The 16,545-nt window shown below is 52.9% G+C and carries 12 protein-coding genes and 1 pseudogene; 5 read left to right on the top strand and 8 right to left on the bottom strand.

Annotated elements, in window-relative coordinates; translation table 11 throughout:
• Positions 1 to 118: 118 nt before the first annotated feature.
• The gene (gene dxs / locus ACS0RQ_RS05325) at positions 119 to 1,957 is read right to left on the bottom strand and encodes a 1-deoxy-D-xylulose-5-phosphate synthase (protein WP_271850039.1); all 1,839 of its coding nucleotides are present in this window, start codon (positions 1,955 to 1,957) and stop codon (positions 119 to 121) included.
• A complete protein-coding gene (gene aceE, locus ACS0RQ_RS05320; protein ID WP_334633380.1) occupies positions 1,954 to 4,656 on the bottom strand; it encodes a pyruvate dehydrogenase (acetyl-transferring), homodimeric type in 2,703 nt (900 codons plus the stop codon). The genes dxs and aceE overlap by 4 nt, the downstream gene beginning before the upstream one ends.
• Positions 4,657 to 4,829: 173 nt before the next feature.
• On the opposite strand from aceE, the gene ACS0RQ_RS05315 reads away from it, so the two are divergent.
• The 3 genes from ACS0RQ_RS05315 (at position 4,830) to ACS0RQ_RS05305 (ending at position 6,745) form a co-directional block, all read left to right on the top strand.
• Positions 4,830 to 5,282 (top strand): MarR family winged helix-turn-helix transcriptional regulator, encoded by a 453-nt coding sequence (locus ACS0RQ_RS05315; protein WP_271850041.1) that lies wholly within the window; start codon positions 4,830 to 4,832, stop codon positions 5,280 to 5,282.
• A gap of 312 nt (positions 5,283 to 5,594) precedes the next feature.
• Positions 5,595 to 6,026 carry a RidA family protein gene (locus ACS0RQ_RS05310; RefSeq protein ID WP_334633377.1) on the top strand — a complete coding sequence of 144 codons (432 nt, stop codon included), beginning with the start codon at positions 5,595 to 5,597 and terminating at the stop codon, positions 6,024 to 6,026.
• Positions 6,027 to 6,256: 230 nt separating this feature from the next.
• The gene (locus ACS0RQ_RS05305) at positions 6,257 to 6,745 is read left to right on the top strand and encodes a PaaI family thioesterase (protein WP_271850043.1); all 489 of its coding nucleotides are present in this window, start codon (positions 6,257 to 6,259) and stop codon (positions 6,743 to 6,745) included.
• Between the two features lie 130 nt (positions 6,746 to 6,875).
• On the opposite strand, the gene ACS0RQ_RS05300 is transcribed toward ACS0RQ_RS05305, so the two are convergent.
• The 4 genes from ACS0RQ_RS05300 to ACS0RQ_RS05285 all read right to left on the bottom strand — a co-directional run bounded on the left by ACS0RQ_RS05300 (position 6,876) and on the right by ACS0RQ_RS05285 (position 9,035).
• Complete coding sequence (locus ACS0RQ_RS05300; protein ID WP_107223851.1) at positions 6,876 to 7,199, bottom strand: DMT family transporter; 324 nt, start codon at positions 7,197 to 7,199, stop codon at positions 6,876 to 6,878.
• Between the two features lie 4 nt (positions 7,200 to 7,203).
• The gene (locus ACS0RQ_RS05295) at positions 7,204 to 7,875 is read right to left on the bottom strand and encodes a glutathione S-transferase family protein (RefSeq protein WP_271850044.1); all 672 of its coding nucleotides are present in this window, start codon (positions 7,873 to 7,875) and stop codon (positions 7,204 to 7,206) included.
• A 263-nt stretch (positions 7,876 to 8,138) separates the two neighbouring features.
• Positions 8,139 to 8,573, bottom strand: a complete 435-nt coding sequence (locus ACS0RQ_RS05290; RefSeq protein WP_039077671.1) for a carboxymuconolactone decarboxylase family protein — start codon at positions 8,571 to 8,573, stop codon at positions 8,139 to 8,141.
• Between the two features lie 27 nt (positions 8,574 to 8,600).
• Positions 8,601 to 9,035: a GNAT family N-acetyltransferase gene (locus tag ACS0RQ_RS05285; RefSeq protein ID WP_271850045.1), complete on the bottom strand. Its 435-nt coding sequence runs from the start codon at positions 9,033 to 9,035 to the stop codon at positions 8,601 to 8,603.
• 71 nt (positions 9,036 to 9,106) lie between these two features.
• Between ACS0RQ_RS05285 and pdxR the strand changes: the two genes are divergently transcribed.
• The gene (gene pdxR, locus ACS0RQ_RS05280) at positions 9,107 to 10,546 is read left to right on the top strand and encodes a MocR-like pyridoxine biosynthesis transcription factor PdxR (protein WP_271850046.1); all 1,440 of its coding nucleotides are present in this window, start codon (positions 9,107 to 9,109) and stop codon (positions 10,544 to 10,546) included.
• 355 nt (positions 10,547 to 10,901) lie between these two features.
• Here pdxR and ACS0RQ_RS05275 read toward each other — a convergent pair whose 3' ends face one another.
• Together ACS0RQ_RS05275 and ACS0RQ_RS05270 are read right to left on the bottom strand one after the other, a co-directional pair.
• Positions 10,902 to 12,932, bottom strand: a complete 2,031-nt coding sequence (locus ACS0RQ_RS05275) for a lipase family protein (RefSeq protein ID WP_271850047.1) — start codon at positions 12,930 to 12,932, stop codon at positions 10,902 to 10,904.
• A 418-nt stretch (positions 12,933 to 13,350) separates the two neighbouring features.
• A pseudogene (locus tag ACS0RQ_RS05270) lies at positions 13,351 to 13,653 on the bottom strand (PIN domain-containing protein); the annotation flags it as partial.
• A 326-nt stretch (positions 13,654 to 13,979) separates the two neighbouring features.
• On the opposite strand from ACS0RQ_RS05270, the gene mutS reads away from it, so the two are divergent.
• Positions 13,980 to 16,541: a DNA mismatch repair protein MutS gene (gene mutS / locus ACS0RQ_RS05265; protein ID WP_334633372.1), complete on the top strand. Its 2,562-nt coding sequence runs from the start codon at positions 13,980 to 13,982 to the stop codon at positions 16,539 to 16,541.
• Positions 16,542 to 16,545 lie beyond the last annotated feature (4 nt).

Below are 16,545 nucleotides of genomic sequence, written 5' to 3'. Positions count from 1 at the left end.
TAAGAGAATTTATTCCCACAAATGAGATTAGCGATTACTGAAACACTGTCAAGCGCTATTGCACCGCTTAGCGTTTAATCTCCTCCCCTGACTGCGTGCGCTGGGGTGGCTAAGGGCTTCATTGTGTTTCAGGTAAGGGAAGCTGAAAACGCGTTCGAATCGCTGTAGCGATACCCTGTGTATCGAGCCCGCAATCAGCCAGTAGCGTTAGCGGGTCGCCATGGTCAATAAGATGGTCAGGCAAACCCAGATGTAAAATGGGTAAGTTCACACACAGCGCCGACAACGCCTCTGCGCACGCTGAACCCGCGCCGCCCATTACGCACCCCTCCTCAACCGTCACGATGGCATCATGCGTTGTGGCTAAGCGGTAAATCAGATTGCTATCAAGTGGCTTGATGAAACGCATATTTGCCAGCGTTGCGTCGAGTAAACTGGCCGCCCCCAGTGCCGGTGCGACCATGGCGCCAAACGCGAGAATAGCGATGCGCATCTTCGACGTTTGCGACACATGCCGGAGTATTTCCCCTTTGCCAATGGGAATTGCGCTCATCGGTTTAACCGTTTCGACACCTGTGCCGGTTCCCCGTGGATAGCGCACCGCGGTGGGCGACGCTTGTTGCAGTGCGGTGTAAAACATTTGACGGCACTCGTTTTCATTGGACGCTGCCATCACGATCATGTTGGGGATACAGCGAAGGAACGCGATGTCGTAGCTACCCAGGTGGGTGGCGCCATCGGCACCAACCACGCCTGCCCGGTCAATAGCAAAGACAACAGGCAGATTCTGCAACGCTACGTCGTGGATAAGCTGGTCATAGGCCCGCTGGAGAAAGGTTGAATAGATAGCGACAACGGGTTTAAGGCCGTCCGCCGCAAGCCCTGCGGCGAAGGTCACAGCATGCTGTTCTCCGATACCCACATCAAAGTACCGTTCAGGGAACGCTTCTGCGAACCTCACCATTCCTGACCCCTCCCCCATCGCAGGCGTAATACCTACCACCCGCGAGTCCAGCTCAGCGACATCACACAGCCATTCTCCGAAAACCTGTGACCAGGTTTTCTTCGCTGTCGCTGCCGACGGCGTTATACCCTCTTCAAGACTGAATGGTCCCTTAATCTGGTGATAAAGCACGGGATCGTGTTCAGCGAAGAAATACCCCTGCTCTTTTTTGGTCACGACATGCAGAAAATGGGGGCCGGGTTGCTGCTTTATCGCTTCTAAAACGGTAATCAGCGCATCCAGGTCATGGCCGTCTATTGGCCCGACATAGTGAAACCCAAATTCCCCGAATAAGGTATCAGGGAGATTCGGCCTCGTTGTGTGTTCGGCCTCTGTCGATCGCCGTGCAATGCCACGGCCTGAGGTGAGGCGGGAAAGAGAGGCACTTAAGGCACCGACGGGTGGCGAAATCGACATTCCGTTGTCATTTAAAACGACGATGAACGGCATGCTTTGCGCGACGCCAACGTTGTTCATGGCTTCAAATGCCATACCCGCACTCATCGCACCATCACCGATAACGGCAATTGCATGCCGTTTCACTTTTTGCAGTTTCGCGGCGACAGCCATTCCCAGTGCGGCGGAGATGGACGTGCTCGAATGCGCAGTGCCAAACGCGTCGTACGGTGATTCTGATCGCACGGGAAAGCCTGAAATTCCACCGCTCTGTCGCAATGTTCGCATCCGCTCTCTCCGCCCCGTCAGGATCTTATGTGGGTAGGCCTGATGGCCGACATCCCAGACAATCCTGTCGTCAGGCGTGTCGAACACGTAATGCAAAGCGACAGTCAGTTCAACCACGCCCAGGTTCGAAGAGAGATGCCCTCCCGTGCGGGAAAGGCTATCGAGCAGGAAGGCACGCAACTCCTGGCTCAGTTGCGGTAATTCGCGACGATTCAGGCGTCTGAGATCTGAGGGAAAATCGATAGTTCTCAATAAACGGTATCTCTTCATCGCCCAGGCACCTGGATAGCTGTTGGGTCAATTTTTTCCGGATCAATGTTGTAACGAAGGAGCGCGTCCTGGATTTTCTGGCGAGGCAGACGGCCTTCATCGGCCAGCACTTTGATCGCGGCGAGAACAATAAAATGGCGATCGACTTCGAAGAATGCACGCAGCGACTGGCGCGTATCTGAACGTCCGAAGCCATCCGTACCGAGGCTGATGAATCGTCGGTCGTTAATAAAAGGACGGATCTGGTCGCCAAAAATCTTCATGTAGTCAGTCGCCACAACGACAGGGCCAGCCCGGTCTTGCAAGCATTGTTGAACATACGGGATGCGCGGTTCCTGTTCGGAATGGAGCATATTACAGCGTTCTGTCGCAAGCCCGTCCCGGCGCAGTTCAGTAAGGCTTGTCGCACTCCATACATCACTTGAAACGCCGAAATCCTGTGCCAGAAGCTCACTGGCGGCAATCACTTCACGCAGGATCGCGCCGCTGCCCAGCAGTTGCAGATGCGCCGCGCTGCTCTGCCCCGCCACGGATTGCTGTTTCTGGCCGTCGTGCAATAAATAGAGTCCCTTGAGAATGCCATCCTCACTGCCTTGCGGCATGGCAGGGTTCGGATAGTTCTCGTTGAGCAGCGTAATGTAGTAGTAGATGTCTTCCTGGTCGGCGTACATGCGTCGCAGGCCATCCTGAATGATAACCGCCAGTTCATAAGCAAAGGTGGGGTCATACGAGATACAATTGGGGATCACTGACGACAGCACATGGCTGTGGCCATCATCGTGCTGCAAACCTTCCCCCATAAGCGTGGTGCGCCCTGACGTGGCCCCCAGCAGAAAGCCTCGCGTGCGCGCATCACCAGCGGCCCAGGCCAAATCACCAACGCGCTGCAAGCCGAACATGGAATAGAAGATATAGAAAGGGATCGTCGGCAGACCGTGGTTGCTATAAGCCGTCCCTGCCGCAATCCACGAGGCCATTGCGCCGGATTCATTGATACCTTCCTGCAGGATTTGACCATCCTTCGCCTCTTTGTAATAGCTCAGTTGTCCGGCATCCTGCGGGGTATAAAGTTGCCCCAGGAATGAGTGGATGCCTATCTGGCGAAACAGACCTTCCATGCCAAAGGTGCGCGATTCGTCCGGCACGATGGGGATGACGAGTTTGCCCAGATGAGGGTCTTTGAGCAGCGTGGTCAGAATACGCACGAAGGAGATCGTGGTCGAAATTTCGCGCTCACCACTGCCTTTTAACTGCGAATCGAACGTACTGAGCGGCGGCACCGCAAGTGGCTCGACCTGTCGGGATCGCGATGGAATATAACCGCCGAGCATCTCTCTGCGTTGCGCGAAGTAACGGGCTTCTTCGCTGTCGGGTGCGGGCTTGAGGTAAGGCATCTCTTCAAGCTGGTCATCGCGTACCGGGAGTGAAAAACGATCGCGAAAGGCACGCACCGCATCCGCACTCATTTTCTTCAACTGATGGTTGATATTCTGACCTTCGCCAGCCTCACCCATCCCGAACCCCTTGACCGTCTTGGCCAGCACGACTGTAGGGCGACCTTCTGTGCTGACCGCTTCTGCGTAGGCGGCATAGACCTTTTCTGGATCATGGCCGCCACGTGTCAGCGCCCAAATCTCATCGTCTGACAGGTGCGCCACCAGCGCCAGCAACTCAGGATATTTACCGAAGAAGTGCTCGCGCACATAGGCGCCGTTTTGCGACTTGAAGGTCTGGTATTCCCCATCGATACACTCCATCATGCGCTGGCGCAGCAGCCCGCTGGTGTCGCGCTTGAGCAGGTCATCCCAGCCGCTGCCCCACAACACCTTGATGACATTCCAGCCTGCGGCCCTGAAGGTCCCTTCAAGTTCCTGAACGATCTTGCTATTGCCCCGAACCGGGCCGTCAAGACGCTGGAGATTACAGTTGACGACAAAGATAACGTTGTCGAGCCGTTCTCGCCCTGCAACCGAGATAGCTGCCAGCGATTCAGGCTGATCCATTTCGCCATCGCCCAGGAAGGCCCACACTTTGCGCCCCTGATGTTCCAGCATTCCACGATATTCGAGATAACGCATAAACCGGGCCTGATAGACCGCAGTCAACGGGCCAAGCCCCATAGATACCGTCGGGAATTGCCAGAAGTCGGGCATCAAACGGGGGTGTGGGTAGGAAGAGAGGCCATCACGCCCGGCTTCACGACGGAAATTGTCCAGTTGTGATTCGCTGATGCGCCCTTCCAGATAGGCGCGCCCGTAAATACCGGGGGCGGAATGGCCCTGGATATAAATCATATCGCCGCCGAAGGTCCCGGTGCGACCACGGAAAAAGTGGTTAAATCCCACGTCATAAAGCACCGCCGCGGACTGGTAAGTAGCGATGTGTCCGCCAACATTGGAGTGCTTGCCGGCGCGCAGCACCATGACCATCGCATTCCAGCGTATGTACGCATTTAAGCGCTGCTCAATGTCGAGATTGCCGGGATAGGCGGGTTGCCTGTCTTTATCAATCGTATTGACATAGGGAGTGGTGACGCGGCCATAGAAATCACCGTGCCGGGTCGCATCGAAATCGGTAAGTCGGTCAAGCAAGTAGTGCGCACGTGAACGGCCTTCAACCGTCATGATTGCCTCCAGCGCCTCCAGCCACTCTCGCGTTTCCAGCGGGTCAATATCGACCAGTTCAGGGTGTGAATTCATGGTGGTTCTCCTTAAAAAATAACGAGTTGAAGCACGCTCACAGGCGGACATATCAAGCGAATGTGGTACAACCATTACGCCCAAATTATGAATTGCAAATGCAATCCTGGCATTCGCAATGCTAAGTCAGGTATAATTGCAATTGCAACTAAAAAAAATGAAAGGAGCCCGCCATGGAGAAGAATCAAACGGATCTCTGGTTTTCGTTTGTACGCGCTCATCGCTTGATGATTCGTGAAGTGGAGAGCCGTCTGGCAGCCGCGAAACTGCCTGCCTATGCCTGGTACGACGTACTTTGGGGGCTGGAAAGTGGGCAAGGCGGCACCCGTCGGATGCATGAACTGGCCGATGCGCTGGCGATAGAGCGCTACAATCTCACGCGTCTGGTAGACCGCCTGGAACAGGAAGGGCTGGTCGAGCGCACCCGTTCGCCGGAGGACGGCCGTGCGGCGTATGCCACCATCACTAAGGAAGGGCGTGCGCTACGCAAGAAGATGTGGAAAGTCTATGAAAGTGCGGTGGCAGAACTTTTTCTGAGCCAGTTCAGTACCGACGAGCAAAGCACCTTTTCTGCCGCGCTGGACCAGGTTGCTGCTGCGGCCCGTGCACAAAAGGCGCTGCGTTAACAGCGCCACAGAATAACGCCCGTATGCCTGTGGCATGAAGGCGTTCACCCGCACAGACATGGTTCGAACCGCCAGGCGCGTTACACCTTTTTGCCGAAAACGTCTGTAAGAGTGAACCCGCCGAATTGCTGGCCACATTCATTACCGACAGCCATTGTGGCCCCCTTGTGATACCTGAGTGAGGATTTCCCAGGGCAAATCATCAAGTCTGGAATATGAAAATAATTCCCGCTCAAGCAGGGTTGTCAGCGTGTATTCTGACCCGTGCGTGAATACGTTTTTTTGGATGCAGCAACGGTAAATACAGGTGAGATGATGACTGAACATATAACGAATAAGCCGGGTGGCAATTATGTCCCCGTTATTATCCATGACGGGCTGGCTTATGTGAGCGGGCAGCTTCCGCGTAAAGGTGAAACTCTACTTTATTCAGGAAAAGTGGGAATGGACGTTGATCTCCCTGACGCCCAACAGGCTGCTGCTTTTTGTGCAGACCTCTGTATTGCGGCAGTGAGTGAGGCCGCAGGCGGCGAGGAGAATATTATCCAGGTGCTTAAAGTGGTTGGGTATATCGCTTCTGCACCTGGTTTTACCCAGCAAAGCCAGGTGATGAACGGGGCTTCCGATCAACTCGTCGCAAGGCTTGGGGCAAGGGGCACACATACCCGAACCTCGGTAGGTGTCGCTGAACTCCCTCGGGGCGCGCCTGTTGAGCTGGAAATGGTAGTCGCAGTGCGAAAGTAGAAATTATTCCCGGTAGAAAGCCTGGGCTGTTGCAATAGTTTTTATAAGCCTCCAGGGATACGGAGGCGAATCGGTTTGCAGATAACGGACATAGTGTTGAGAGAGAATATTAATTTATTCCCGAAAATTTCCATCTACATAATACCCATCAGGCGTTTCTGGTTATTTCCGGGAAATGACAAATGCCTGCGTTATTTCCATAGCGGCGGTATTTATCCGTACAGAGGGTTATGATGAAAGAAAAGCCTGTTTATATCCCCGTTCTGGAATTTTTGCAGCGCCAGTTGCAAGGAACACTGGACGAGACAATGACAACGCATATGAATTATCCCACTGCCATCTCACGACTGCTTGGTTTCAGTATTGTGGATGTCGGGGAAGCGACAGCGACCCTTGCGCTTGATGCCGATCCTGCAATTCACGGAAATCAGCAAGGTACCGTCCACGGCGGGCTATTATGCGAACTGGCGGACGCGGCGATTGGAACGGCGCATTCTACCTTAATGAAAAAGGATGAAAGTTTTACCAGCATCGACATTAAAACCACGTTCCTGCGCCCCGTATGGCGTTCACGTTTGTTGGCTACCGCCAGGGTGGAACATCGCGGTAAAACGATCAGCCACTACCGGTGCGAAATAGCGCGCGAGGACGGTAAAGTCGTCGCCATTATCACAAGCACGGTGTTAACGCTGGCCGGTGAAAAAGCCAGGGGAAGATAAGATCTGCGTTATTACCGATAAAATAAGAGGTAAATGCTCCTGCCAATATTCTCTGTTTTAGCACAGCGGCCTGTTAAGCCACTGTGTCATTAACGTAGAGGCACTACCGCCAGCCGGGCCAATGATGCGCTTACCCCGTTGTTTCGCAGAAACGTAATCCGATAATGCCAATAAAAGCCAGCCCCATAAAACACATCCGGGGCCAGCTCATCTCATCCTGAAAAATCAGCATACCCGCCAGCACCAGCCCAATCGTTCCTGTGCCGGTCCACATGGCATAAGCCATTCCAACAGGCAGGGAACGCAACGCCAATGCAAGCAAGTAAATACTGCCCAGCCCCGCCATAACGGCAATGATACTTGCCCCGAGCCGGGTCCACCCCGCGTTTAATTTGAGGGAAACGCCCATCACGATCTCAAGGGCAGCGGCAAGAAACAAACAGGTCCACGCCATAGACTTACTCCTCACTGGAGGTTGATCGTTGCTTCGTTGCTCTGGAAGTCGGCTTACTCGCATGAAGTCCCGCTTGTACCGCCGGTCGCGCGGCGATCACATGAAGCCACCGCTTGACGTGCGGGTAAGGCGTAATGTTCAGTCTCAGTTCGTCCCAGGTTCGCAGCCAGGTGAATGCGGCAATATCAGCAATGCTGTAGTTTTCACCGGCAAGGAAAGCAGACTCACTGAGCCGCGTATCCACAACCTGGTACAGACGCAGTGATTGCGCCTGATATCGCGCTATTGCCTCGTCATTGACCGTTTTGGCGCCATGCAAAAACCACCACAACTGCCCCAGCATTGGGCCGATACTGCCGACCTGGAAAAATAGCCATTGTTGTACGGCAACGTTTTCCGCTTCTGTCGCGGGCAGCAAACACCCCGTTTTCGATGAGAGCCAGGAAAGGATGGCACCCGACTCAAAAATGCGCAGGCCGGTTTGCCGATCAACAATCGCGGGGATCTTGCCAATGGGGTTGATCTTAAGGAAATCGGGTTGATGCTGATCCCCCTTGCTAAGATCAAGATCGAACTGCTCATACGCCAGGCCGGCTTCTTTCAGAAAAATGCTGACTTTTTGCCCGTTTGGCGTGTCCGCCGTATAAAAAGCGAGGTCGCGGGTTACCTGTGTCATGTTTATCCTTATTGCGTGATTGAATTGCAAATGCAATCATTGCAATTGCAATCATAGGCCACTCAACATGGCCGTGCAACAAGCATCTCAACCGCGATCATTCATGCGGCTGGAACCGCTTCATATCGCAGATATGATTTTCAAAGGAGAACAACAGGTATCCGGGAGATTGGCCAGGCAAAAATAGCGGACTTAGGGAGTCGGGGGCTGTATTTAAGATGCAGAGTACGCATTCCGGCACGTCCCTGAGCCGGACATACGAATTACTGACGCATGCCGATCGCCAGGCGGTTAAATGCGCTCATCAGTGCAATCGCAAAGGTCAGATCGGAAATTTCAGCTTCGCTGAAATGGGCCGCCAGAGGGGTATAGTCTTCGTCAGGAGCATGCGTTTTATCGACATGCGTCAGCGACTCCGTCCACGCGAGGGCAGCACGTTCACGTTCACTAAATAATTCGCTGACCCGCCAGCCTGCCAGGCTGTCCAGTCGCGCAGCGCTTTCACCGTCGGCACGCAGGGCTTTGGCGTGCATCTCAAGGCAAAATGCGCAGCCGTTAATCTGCGAGATGCGCAGCCAGACTAACTCAATCAGCGCTTTCCCGAGGCTGCTCTTACTGAGCGCCTTTTTGGTCGCAGTAAAGCCGTTATACGCTTCCGCGGAAAGGGTGTAATAGGGTAAACGTTGTGGGGTGCTCATCAGGTTATCTCCGGTTATTAAAAAACGTCATATTAAGGACTGGCGAAAGTGCATACCTACCGCCAGCAAGCCTTGTCGATAGTAGAAACGTTGGCCCAGCGCATTACCTAAACCGGTATCCAGCACCAGGTGAGTACAAGTCTGAGTGCGCGCCTCTTCACGCAGAGCATCAATTAATATCGCGCCCAGACCGAGGCTGCGGGCACAGGGCACCGTTACAAGGTCATCAACATACAGAAAACGCCCGTACAGCAGATTTTCAGAGATCCGGTAGCCCGCCAGAGCCAGTAGCTCTTGCTCCTGCCAGACGCCCAGCAGGCAATACCCCTTCTCAGCCTGGCGATGAACGCGAGTGATAAAGTTCTCTGCATCGGTCAGGTGTGGTCGCAACTCCCGCATAACCCAATACGCGGCATGGAGCGCCCGTTCACTTTCCACCTTATGTACTTCAAATGTCGCCATACGTTTCTCCTGTCTGATGGCTGCAATATATCGCTGCAATGACCTATGCTACAGTGACAAGAATTATCTAAATGACCAGGACAAAGAACGTGAAAGCACTGATGCCTGAAGCCACCTGGCAGCCCGACACACCGCTCTATTTGCAGCTTTATCAGCGATATCGCGACGCCATCACTGCCGGTCGGTTACGTCCAGGGGAACGCGTGCCATCAATACGTAATCTCGCCAGCGAGCTTCACGTGGCGCGGGGAACGGTGGAAATGGCTTATCAGATGCTGGTGAGCGAAGGCTATCTTGTGACGAAGGGAGCGGCAGGTACCCAGGTTTCCCCCCAACTGGCGAGGCTGCCGAACGCCGGAAGTCCGCCACGGCGGCGCAAAACCTCTGAGGCACAGGCGTATCAGACGCGCCTGACGGGAAATATTTTACCGTTTCAGCCAGGTGTTCCGGCGCTGGACGCGTTCCCACGGAAAATATGGTCTCGCCTGTCAGCACAAACACTGCGCCTGATTGAGTCAACGGTGATGACTCAGCCCGATCCGGCCGGATATGCGCCGCTTCGGGAAGCCATCGCCACCTATCTGGGCATCTCTCGCGGTATCGCCTGCACGCCGGAGCAGGTCTTTATTACCATCGGTTATCAGGGGGCGCTTGAACTGCTGTGTCGCACCGTTTTACGGAGCGGCGACGGAGGCTGGTATGAAAACCCCGGCTACTTCCCTGGCAGATATTTTTTGCAGCAAATGGGCATGACACTGACACCCGTTCCGGTAGATAAAGAGGGGCTACAGGTTGCCACCGGGGAGCAACTGGCACCGAACGCCCGTTTTGCCGTCGTCACTCCTTCCCACCAAAGCCCTACGGGCGTCGCGCTGTCCTTACCCCGACGTCTGGCATTGCTGGCATGGGCGAACCAAAAAGACGCCTGGATCATAGAAGATGACTACGACAGTGAGTTCCGCTACCACGGCCACCCACTCCCGGCCCTGAAAAGCCTCGACCATGAGCAACGTGTGCTTTATACCGGCACCTTTAGTAAAGTTCTTTTTCCCGGCTTACGTCTGGCCTACGTGGTGGTGCCCCCCTCTTTGCAACTGACCTTTGACGAGGCCGTTAACCGCTGGCCAGGGCCGGGATCGATTCTGCCGCAAGCGATGGTGGCAGCGTTTATGCAACAGGGGCATTTTGCCCGCCATTTGCGCAAAATGCGTCAGTTGTACACTATCAGGCGCGGATATCTTGTAGAGGCACTTGAACGTGTTTTCGGCTCATCTCTGCACATCCAGCCACAGGCCGGGGGAATACAGGTTCTGGCTTACCTGAATGAACATCAATCCGATAAAGCACTGGCAACAACGGCGCTGGCGGCTGGGCTGGGCGTCAAGGCGCTCAGTGAATGGGATGCAGGCACCCCGCCGCAAAACGGGCTATTGATGGGATTTACCAATTTTACCAGTGCGGAAGAAGCACATGCGGCGGTGAAACGGCTGTCAGCGCTGTTATCGCCCTGATGTAGTATTGTGCAAACAGACTAAGCGTTACCTCCATCATCACACGACGAGACGGGTGCGGGCAAAGCGCGTCGGCTTCATCCGTTCTGAATACTTTGCTTGCCAGTGAATGTTTTCCGGGGAGGACGGAGGGCTGTTCAGACGAGACAGGACCAACATTCGTGAAATTTCCTCACGGAAGGAAGCCTGTCTCTGATAGCTACCCTCATTAACAGCTGAAAATGTGTCAAAATGTTTACGGAAAATGCGTACATCCCGGCTATTCGCTGGGAAAAAGTGCAGGCTCAGGTGTCCAGGCTAAACCTGCATGGAGTGTTGTTTCGCAACGGATAATCCGCCGGACTTCGGCCGGATCTTAATCCCTGAAATTCAGCACCATTGGGATGTAGTTTTTATCAATACTGTGGGCGAGCAAGAAATTACTTGCCGGCCCTTTTTCGGAAAACAGATTCGGATAGGCGTAATATCCCAACATATTTGAAAGGCGGATGCATCCATAAAAATGCAGACCCGTGCCAACCGGATCGCGGGGATCAACAATATTGAAACTGGAAATTTTCTGTTCTCCTCCAGTTTTATTATTGTAATAAAATGCTTCATTATAAAATGCATCATTAATGAATGGCGGGGCGCCAAAGGTATAACACACAACTTTTGTTTGTTGCGTTATAATACTACAGGTGGCCAGCCAGTGAGCCATTAACTGCGCCAGGGCTCCTCCAAGACTATGGCCGCATACATAAATATTTTTTACGGAAAGAAGATCGTGCGCTCTGAGGATATCAATAATTTTTTCACGCACAGCTTTATAACGATCATAAAAACCCGTTACTACTTTGGCCGTGTCAGAGCTGTCATAACTGGAATACCGAAATAAATCTGCATTATTCACCCAGTCTTCTATTTCCTGTGATCCACGAAAGACAATATAAACAGCATTATTTTCAATATTTTTCAGTACTATAATCTGGGAATTTCGGTTCAGTAGTATTCCTAACGGGCCATCAGAATCTTCAACCAGATCCACTAGTTTTAATGGTACGAAAGAATGAAAACCATATTCCTTCATTTTTTTTATAAATTCACTACTGATTTTGTAAGATATCATGGTGAAGTTATATACTATTGATGAGAGCAATGCGCAGGCGACAGCATCGGCTTTCCGGTACTGATTATACTGATAATATGAGCGAGGGTGAGGTAAGGCAGTGAATGGCCTGGCAGCTACCACAGAGAGATATGCACTGTTACTGGCCTTAAACAACGTTGTTGTATTATTTACGTAGACAGCGCCAAAGGTCAGAATGGCACCATTCTGATCATCAATATTTAATGCTGCCTTCCCGAGATCAATTTCCTGTGCATTGTTACGGGTTAAATCTGTGATTGTTTTAACCAGATAGGTCGTGTCCTTATCGCGCTCTTCGTAAAAAATATTGATGGACGAATCTTTCTTACTGGCACAGCTGCTGTAATTCAGGTTGAGTTTAACGCTACTGATTGCCACTTTTTCAAGTTTTAACTCAATTCTGAAAGTGTCGCTGGTAACCGGTGGTAACATCAGCAGACCATCATGGATACCGGGCGCAGGCTCTTTTGGCTGCGCTACCGGTTCAATATGTTCATTCAGCAGATGCTGGTCTGTGGAGTGCAGACGAGACCATATCATCACGCAGGCCCGGTATTTTTCTTCATCAGTGAGGGAGCCGTACTCATCCAGTGTGCTCTGTACATCATCTGGCAGGGGGGCGGTCAGAATCGGCACAGTGTCAGCGGGAGGCTGGAGTGCTGACGACAACTTATGAGGGTCATATGCACCATTGTAATCAACAGCCGACGAGCAGGTGACCATAAAATCGGAATAATCCACGATCTGGTCATTCAAAATCAGTGCGGCAATATAACTTATCTGACGGTTTGTCGACACACTGTCTTCTGGCACAGAGGCTGTCAGCCAGCCAAAATCATAACTGCCTTTAAGTTTATCAGCCCAAAAGTACCCAATATAATTCTTTGGGTTAATAAAAAGGCTCGCGTTCCCGACATCGTCCTCAGAAACGATAACGGGAAAAATGCCAATCCAGTATTTAGCATTGGAATTTGTGAATTCATAACTTACGGTCACACTGAACTTCATGGCAGCAAAAATAGATCCGAGAACAATGTCACCATAATTGACTTTTTTCTGTTTATCTCCGAAAAGTTCAGTAGCCCTGACGTTCCCGAGTGGATTATCCGAAAGAGGCAGGGCGCTGCGTTCAAACATCCTTTTCTGTGTGTCGTAAGATAAATGTTCTTTAATGGCAAGAACAATCTGGTGTTTTATTTCCGGCTCTGCTTTTGTTATTGCTGATGCCAACGCAGATACGATGTGCTCAGATTTCACTTTAATCTCCTTATTTGTGTTAAGGAATATAACGGGAATATTAAAATGTTGTTGTGGTATCATTAATGCTGCACTGTCTCTCACTGTTTATCAGGATCGTTTTTCTGCTGTGGCATTTCTGGATCAGGGCAGCGTTCCTCTTTTCTGAGGAGTGCGTTGCACTGACCTGCATAACTCGCAACCAGAAAAGAGCCGGATGAAATATCTGGAGTGAGATCCGAACAGGCAATATCAAGAATAGTCTAAAAAATTGCCACCAACGGATATATGCTGGTCCAAAAATTAAATTAAGGTGATATTTGCGTTAAGTCAGGATGAGGTACAGGAATATGAGAATGAACCCGCATGTTTAATGCAACGCTGGTCTGACAATATCCGCTATGGCATGGCAAAGCGGAATGATTCGCTTTGTTTCTGATTAATTAACCCAACCTTCCAGCATCAGACCCGGCACCTGCGCAAATTCTCTCATATTGTTTGTCACCAGCACGGCGCCTGCAGCGATGGCATGCCCGGCAATGGTCATGTCATTCGGGCCGATCGGCGTGCCGGCGACACGCAACGCCACTTTAATCTCCGTGGTGGCATCCACCACGGCGCGGTCCCAGGGCAGGCTGGCATCGAGGCGGGCGCAGAACGCGTCAACCAGCGCAATATGGCGGGGCGAGGCCTTCGCGCCGGTGGCGCCGAAGCGCATCCCGGAGTAGGTGATGGCTGAGATAGAGTTTCCGGATGCGTTTTCCCTGGCCGCAGTGGATGTGTAACGGTAGAAAAAAGGCTTAGCACCTGCCGCACCACAGAAGAAACGTAAACCACGAATTTCGCTAATATCAGCCTTATCTTTGTCACCAGACCTCATCATTTCTCTCGTTTTAAACAACAGCGGCCTTCCCTCTGGTTTTCCTCCCTCACAGACTCCGTTATCATGCAATCTGCGCATTTATGAAATGCCCCGGCATTCATGAAAATCAATGAGACGTGAAACTCAATGAGAACAACAAACATCACTAACTCATTAAAATTTAAGAAAATGGACATCATAAACTGATGAGTACACTAGAGAATTTCGACGCCCACACGCCAATGATGCAGCAGTATCTGAAACTGAAAGCGCAGCATCCGGATATCCTGCTTTTCTATCGCATGGGCGACTTTTACGAGCTGTTTTATGACGATGCGAAACGTGCATCTCAGTTGATGGACATCTCGTTGACGAAACGCGGCGCTTCCGCAGGTGAACCCATCCCGATGGCCGGGGTGCCGCATCACGCGGTAGAGAACTATCTGGCAAAACTGGTCAGCCTGGGTGAATCGGTCGCCATTTGTGAGCAAATCGGCGATCCGGCCACCAGCAAAGGGCCGGTTGAGCGTAAAGTGGTGCGTATCGTCACCCCCGGCACCATCAGCGACGAAGCGTTATTGCAGGAGCGTCAGGACAACTTGCTGGCGGCCATCTGGCAGGACAGCAAAGGATTTGGCTATGCCACGCTGGATATTAGCTCCGGGCGTTTTCGCGTCAGTGAACCCGCTGACCGTGAAACCATGGCGGCAGAACTGCAGCGCACTAACCCCGCTGAGTTGCTCTATGCCGAAGACTTCGCCGAAACATCGCTGATTGAAGGTCGTCGTGGCCTGCGTCGTCGCCCACTGTGGGAATTTGAAATCGACACCGCACGCCAGCAGCTCAATCTGCAATTTGGTACCCGCGATCTGGTTGGCTTTGGTGTGGAAAATGCCCCGCGCGGCCTCTGCGCTGCGGGTTGTCTGTTGCAGTATGTCAAAGATACCCAGCGCACCGCCCTGCCCCACATTCGTTCCATCACCATGGAGCGCCAGCAGGACAGCATCATTATGGATGCCGCAACGCGCCGCAATCTGGAAATTACCCAGAACCTGGCGGGCGGTATCGAAAACACCCTGGCATCCGTGCTCGACTGCACGGTCACGCCGATGGGCAGTCGTATGCTCAAACGCTGGCTGCATATGCCGGTACGCGACACCAAAACCCTGCTGGAACGTCAGCAGACCATTGGCGCATTGCAGGAAAACACCGGTGAATTGCAGCCAGTACTGCGTCAGGTTGGTGATCTGGAACGTATTCTTGCCCGTCTGGCACTGCGAACTGCCAGACCCCGCGATCTCGCGCGCATGCGCCATGCGTTCCAGCAACTGCCGGAGCTGCGCGCCCAACTGGCGCAGGTGAAGAGCGAGCCGGTGCAAAACCTGCGGGAAAAAATGGGTGAGTTTACGGAGCTACGTGAACTGCTGGAACGCGCCATCATTGATGCCCCGCCGGTGCTGGTGCGCGATGGCGGCGTTATCGCGCCGGGGTACAACGCCGAGCTCGATGAGTGGCGAGCGCTGGCAGACGGCGCAACGGACTACCTCGACAGGCTGGAAATTCGAGAGCGCGAAAAGCTCGGTCTCGATACCCTTAAAGTCGGCTATAACGCCGTACACGGCTATTACATTCAGATTAGCCGCGGGCAGAGCCATCTTGCCCCCATTCACTATGTTCGCCGTCAGACGCTGAAAAATGCCGAGCGCTACATTATTCCTGAACTGAAAGAGTATGAAGACAAGGTCTTGACCTCAAAAGGCAAAGCGCTGGCGCTGGAAAAACAGCTTTATGATGAACTGTTCGACATGTTGCTGCCGCACCTTGGCGATTTGCAGCAGAGCGCCACGGCGCTCGCAGAGCTGGACGTGCTGGTCAACCTGGCAGAGCGTGCGGACACGCTGAACTACTGCTGTCCGACATTCAGCGATAAACCGGGTATCCGTATTGTTGAAGGCCGTCACCCGGTCGTGGAGCGTGTGCTCAATGAACCGTTTATCGCCAACCCCTTGAACCTTTCGCCTCAGCGCAGGATGCTAATCATTACCGGGCCGAATATGGGCGGTAAAAGTACCTACATGCGCCAGACGGCGCTCATCGCATTGCTGGCCTATATCGGCAGCTACGTTCCGGCGCAGAAGGTGGAAATTGGCCCTATTGATCGCATCTTTACGCGTGTGGGCGCGGCAGATGATCTGGCAAGCGGGCGGTCGACCTTTATGGTGGAGATGACCGAAACGGCCAATATCCTGCATAACGCCACGGAAAACAGCCTGGTGCTGATGGATGAAATTGGTCGCGGCACCTCTACCTACGACGGTCTGTCGCTGGCCTGGGCCTGTGCAGAGAATCTGGCCAATAAAATCAAAGCATTGACGTTGTTCGCCACCCACTATTTCGAACTCACCCAGTTGCCAGAAAAAATGGAAGGCGTGGCCAATGTCCATCTTGATGCGCTGGAACATGGCGACACCATCGCCTTTATGCACAGCGTGCAGGATGGTGCGGCGAGCAAAAGCTATGGTCTGGCGGTTGCCGCACTGGCAGGTGTTCCTAAAGAGGTGATCAAGCGCGCGCGTGGAAAATTGCGCGAGCTGGAAAGCCTGTCGCCGAGTGCCGGCGCCACGCAGATTGATGGCACACAGATGTCGCTGTTAGCCGTACCGGAAGAGACCAGCCCGGCAATGGAAGCGCTGGAAAATCTGGACCCCGATTCCCTCACGCCGCGTCAGGCGCTCGAGTGGATTTACCGCCTCAAAAGCCTCGTCTAACTCC

It is taken from the genome of Phytobacter diazotrophicus (assembly GCF_052061655.1).
GTDB classification, from domain to species: Bacteria; Pseudomonadota; Gammaproteobacteria; order Enterobacterales; family Enterobacteriaceae; genus Phytobacter; species Phytobacter diazotrophicus.
Note: the sequence above shows the minus strand (reverse complement) of the source record. Positions and strands in the feature narration are given on the sequence as shown.